Origin of the sequence: Sphingobacterium sp. UBA7253, from assembly GCF_002472745.1 — a bacterium.
Taxonomy (GTDB): Bacteria; Bacteroidota; Bacteroidia; order Sphingobacteriales; family Sphingobacteriaceae; genus Sphingobacterium; species Sphingobacterium siyangense.
This window is the reverse complement of record NZ_DKSP01000224.1, coordinates 27,221-30,531: the sequence shown is the minus strand read 5'-3', so window position 1 is coordinate 30,531 and position 3,311 is coordinate 27,221. Positions and strand designations below refer to the sequence as shown.

The following is a 3,311-nucleotide window of genomic DNA, read 5'->3' as shown; positions in this document are numbered from 1 at the left end:
GGACCTTTATTCGGCAGAGCGAAGTGTAGCCTCTCTGGAGCGTATCACCGAAGGTTTGGTCCGTAAAGGGACAACCTCCTTTATGATGACTTTAGCGACCAATACTATCTCTGTATTTAAGGATGCCATTCGGGTAGCAGAAGGTTTCCAGCACGATGCATTTTTAGGTCTGCACCTGGAAGGTCCTTTCCTGAATCCGAAAAAAAGAGGGGCTCATCCGGCGGATTTAATTGTTAGGCCCACGAAGGAAAAAATTGACGATCTTTTGGCAGGGAATCAGGTTGTCAAGATGATGACGATAGCACCCGAATGTATAGCGGACGATGTGCTACAGCACTTACAGGGCTACAATTTGCTGCTCAGTGCTGGGCATAGTGATGCAACTTTCGAAGAGGGTACCCGTGGTTACGATCTGGGAATCCCCACGAGTACGCACCTGTTTAATGCAATGTCGCCTTTACACCATCGCGAGGTAGGACTTGTTGGCGCAATTTTTAATCATCCGACAGCGCAGGCGAGTATTATTGTCGATGGGCATCATGTAAGCTTTGAAGCCGTGAAAATTGCAAAACGTCAGATGGGAGACCGCCTGTTTATGATTACAGATGCTGTGGCCGCTTGTGATAAAGATATTTATCATCATGTTTTGAACGACGGTTATTATGCGCTGCCTGACGGTACCATTTCAGGGGCCGCAATCTCGTTGCTTGAGGGGGTAAAAAATGCTGTTCAAAAGGTTGGCATACCACTCGATGAAGCGATCCGAATGGCTACGCTGTATCCGGCAAACCTTTTAAAGAGAGTGGATATTGGAAACCTTAATAAGGGAAGCATGGCGAATGTCATAGTCTTTAACGACGACTTTAAGTTGGAGCAGGTAATCTTCAAAGGTGAGTTAAAGTTCTGATCCTATTTCCGACAAGATCGGTCGTTTGACCCAGATTGACTAATATTATATGTATCTTCGTTAGTTATTTTGAAAAAACACTATTCTATAGATTGATGAAACGTTCCCTATTATTTTTAGCGACGGCTCTTTTTGTTTTGTCTTCTTGTTCATCCAAGAAAAATAAAAAGCAGGAGCCTGTCAATACCACAACTACAAATGTCGAAATTGTAAAAAAAGATCCGCCCTCGATACCCAAGCGAGAACGGGTAAAGAATACAGTTGAAACGAAAGCGCAGCCTGTTGCTGAAAAAAAGAAGGAAATTGTCGTCGATCTTCCCAAGTTACCACGTGAATTTCGGGCGGCCTGGGTTGCTTCTGTTGCCAATATCAATTGGCCTAGCAAGAACAATCTGAGTACAGCTGAACAGCAACAGGAAGCAATTGGTATTTTGGATTTTTTGAAAAACAATAATTTTAATGCGGTGATTTTCCAGGTGCGTCCCTCGGCGGATGCATTTTATAAAAGTGATCTTGAGCCTTGGTCGTACTTTTTGACCGGTACAGAAGGGCAAGCTCCTTCTCCTTACTACGATCCACTCGATTTTTGGGTCGAACAGGCGCATAAAAGAGGAATCGAGCTGCATGTTTGGTTGAACCCTTATCGTGCGCATCATACCGCTGGCGGTGCTGTTACATCAGCTTCCATGGCGCGCAAAATGCCCGAATCGGTTGTCAAATTGAAACAAGGGTATTATTGGTTTGATCCATCCAAACAATCGACACAGGATCATGCCGCACGTGTGGTTATGGATATTGTCAAACGTTACGATATCGATGGCGTACATTTTGATGATTATTTCTACCCTTATGCTGAATATAATGGCGGACAGGATTTTCCAGACTCGGATAGTTACAATGAATACAAACGCAATGGAGGGGATCTATCACGCGGAGACTTCCGTAGAAATAGCGTAAATACCTTTATCGAACGTATTTATAAGGATATTAAGAAAGAGAAGAATTTTGTAAAATTCGGTATTAGTCCATTTGGTATCTGGAAACCGGGTTATCCGTCAGGTATCCAAGGCTCCAGCCAGTATGATATGCTTTATGCGGATGCTAAATTATGGTTGAATAAAGGCTGGATTGATTATTTTGCCCCACAGCTATATTGGCCTATACAGCCAGCTAAACAGAGTTATACGGCGCTGTTAAAATGGTGGGAAAGTGAAAACACCTTGGGACGCCACCTTTGGCCGGGCATCAATACGGTAGGCAGACGTGGTCCGGAGTATGTTCAGGAAATTGTCAATCAAGTTGAGGCAGCAAGGACACTATTGCCGGATAACCGGGAAGGTGTTATCCACTGGAGCCTGGCTGGGTTGACTAAAAATCCAGCTATGACACAAGCTTTGGTTAATGGCCCTTATCAGGTTAAAGCATTGGTGCCTACTAGCCCATGGTTGAGTGCTAATCCCTTATTGAAACCGACTTTGCTGGTCACTCCACAAGGCGGTCATGTCTTTGTGAAATGGCAACATCAGCAAATTGATCAGGTCGCAAAATGGGTATTGTATCTCAATTACGGTGGTGTATGGCAATATGAGATTTTGGAGCCTGGAGTCACAAGTAAGGATATTCCAACGACATTGAACAACAAAAAATTGGAGTATGTTGCCGTTAAAGCTGTTGACCGTTTGAGTAACGAGGGGCCTTATGCTTCTGAAAAGATAAAATAGTTGGCGATTGCCTAGGCACCGCAAGAGAAAGGGATATCTGTATGTTGGATATCCCTTTTTTTAAGAATGTATTTGTCTTTATTGGTTGGAAAGAATTTTTAAGCAGCCTTTATAACTATTGTTGTTTGCTATTTCATGAAGGATTTGTTTTGAATTGTAATCTATCCAAGGTAAATTTATAGGTATGGAAGAAATCTATAAAACGGTAAGCGAATCGGTGATTCGGATGTCACAGCTGATGTTGCCATCCAATGCAAATTTTGGAGGCAAAATACACGGAGGTTATATTTTATCTTTGATGGATCAGATTGCATTTGCTGTAGCATCCAAATTCTCTGCACATTATTGTGTGACTGCTTCAGTAGGTAAGGTGGATTTTTTGAAACCTGTTGAGGTGGGGGAGTTAGTTACATTAATTGCTTCTGTGAATTATGTAGGCAACTCTTCCATGGAAGTCGGTATTCGGGTAGAAGCCATGAATATTCAGACGGGCGAAACCAAGCATTGCAATTCCTCCTATTTTACGATGGTGGCCAAAGATGAAACTGGCAGGCCTACCCGTGTGCCCCGCCTGATTTTGGAGACCGAAAAAGATGTGTTTCGTTTCTACCGCTGTGTGGTGAAGATGGAAGTTGACAAAGAAAGAGATCGTGCTATTCATGATCTGGAGACAGATTCTGCTG

General features: G+C 43.2%; 3 protein-coding genes. All 3 read left to right on the top strand.

What is annotated here, in order from left to right; translation table 11 throughout:
• Window positions 1-907 (top strand): N-acetylglucosamine-6-phosphate deacetylase (gene nagA, locus B2X72_RS23645; RefSeq protein ID WP_286851753.1); only part of this gene is annotated, 907 nt, incomplete at its 5' end.
• Window positions 908-1,002: 95 nt separating this feature from the next.
• Window positions 1,003-2,628 (top strand): glycoside hydrolase family 10 protein, encoded by a 1,626-nt coding sequence (locus tag B2X72_RS23640; protein ID WP_070561315.1) that lies wholly within the window; start codon window positions 1,003-1,005, stop codon window positions 2,626-2,628.
• Window positions 2,629-2,812: 184 nt separating this feature from the next.
• Window positions 2,813-3,311 (top strand): acyl-CoA thioesterase (locus tag B2X72_RS23635; protein WP_286851751.1); only part of this gene is annotated, 499 nt, incomplete at its 3' end.

What these genes read in the sequence shown, in the direction of transcription:
- B2X72_RS23640 (WP_070561315.1), top strand. Translation starts at nt 1,003, where the DNA reads ATGAAACGTTCCCTATTATTTTTAGCGACGGCTCTTTTTGTTTTGTCT.